Origin of the sequence: Limnohabitans planktonicus II-D5, from assembly GCF_001270065.2 — a bacterium.
GTDB classification, from domain to species: Bacteria; Pseudomonadota; Gammaproteobacteria; order Burkholderiales; family Burkholderiaceae_C; genus Limnohabitans_A; species Limnohabitans_A planktonicus.
Genome location: NZ_LFYT02000091.1, coordinates 1 through 1,293, shown reverse-complemented (window position 1 = coordinate 1,293; position 1,293 = coordinate 1). Strand labels below are relative to the sequence as shown.

The window sequence follows — 1,293 nt, the reverse complement described above, 5'->3', positions numbered from 1 at the left end:
GAGTAAATTTTTGTTACATTCATATCTAATTTAACTAGTTATTAGATAAAAATTGATACCATACAGCTCCTCTTTACTGTCTTCTCGGGGTTGAAATGAAAAATATATCAATTTTTTTGTTAATTGTTTTTTCGTCAATTAATGCGTTTTGTCAACCAGCATCTGATATGGTTGGTAGTCAAAAAAATGATCAGGGATTATTCACAATTATTGAATATAATTCGTTACCCGTGTCAGATACCTATGAAGATAAAATTACTGGGCTAAAGTGGAAATCATGTCAATTAATTGAAAAATTTGATCAATCTCAAGGTGTATGTGTCTCCGATCGCGAGAAATTTAAGAATTGGGCAGAGGCTGTTGTTTATATAGATAAGCAAAATAAAATAACAGGCGAAAAATGGCGTCTTCCAAATTTTCAACAAATTTTAAGCTTGTATTCATGTGTTGGTAGTTTGCGTGATCAATCTGAGATGAAATATTTTTCGGAATTCAAATACAAAAATATATCAATAGTTACAAAACCTAAAATTCAAAAAACAGATCGGTCGGACTCTGATTGGGTATGCCGTGATTCTATATTTCACAAAAATAAAAATATACAAATTACACACATTGGTGTTACAAGGCCCGTTCTGATTGTACCTGCGAATAGCAATCATGGAGAATTTGTTTCAAGTGATAAATATTCATACAAAGATGTTTCTCGATTTTCAGAATACGATAGAGATAATATTTTGAGAATGCTCCCAAGAGTGGGTGCTGATGCAAACATTGCTAATTCTATGCGTAGTGTTTCCGATGGAAAATATATACTGGTTCAAGGGGAAGGAGAGGATTGGGACCTTGCAGTTAGGGACGCTTATGAAGTCTACGGAAAATTGACTGAAGAAGCAAAACGTCAGAATGAAAAAACAGAAAAATGGGTGCGTGATGGAAAGGTTGCCGCACAAAAACAACAAGAACAAGCTATTGAAAATCAAAAGACAAGAGATTCTGATTTATTAAAACTAATCAGAAATGTAAAAATTGGGGACGATATAAAACAAGGATTGGTTTTGGAAGTTAAAGGTGAAATGGTACTTGTTCAAACTTATAAATATGTATGCACGATGTACATGAAGTCGGGTGAGTGTAATACTCTTAGTTATAAAAAAGTGGTTGCTAATAATGAGTGGATAAAGAGGTCAGATATTAAGCTGCCTCGTTGATAAATGTTTCTGAATTATATTTTGAGTGAAAAATATATATTTGTCTATTAAAATCAAAAAAGGTCCTGTGACCTTTTTTGAA

General features: G+C 32.6%; 1 protein-coding gene. It reads left to right on the top strand.

Features of this window, described 5'->3' with window-relative positions; all coding sequences use genetic code 11:
- Positions 1-95: 95 nt before the first annotated feature.
- On the top strand, positions 96-1,211 hold the full coding sequence (locus tag H663_RS41465) for an Lcl C-terminal domain-containing protein (protein WP_133239949.1): 1,116 nt from the start codon (positions 96-98) through the stop codon (positions 1,209-1,211).
- Positions 1,212-1,293: the final 82 nt, after the last annotated feature.

Bases quoted from the DNA above. Each gene is read 5' to 3' on its own strand.
- H663_RS41465 (WP_133239949.1), top strand. From the start codon at position 96: ATGAAAAATATATCAATTTTTTTGTTAATTGTTTTTTCGTCAATTAAT.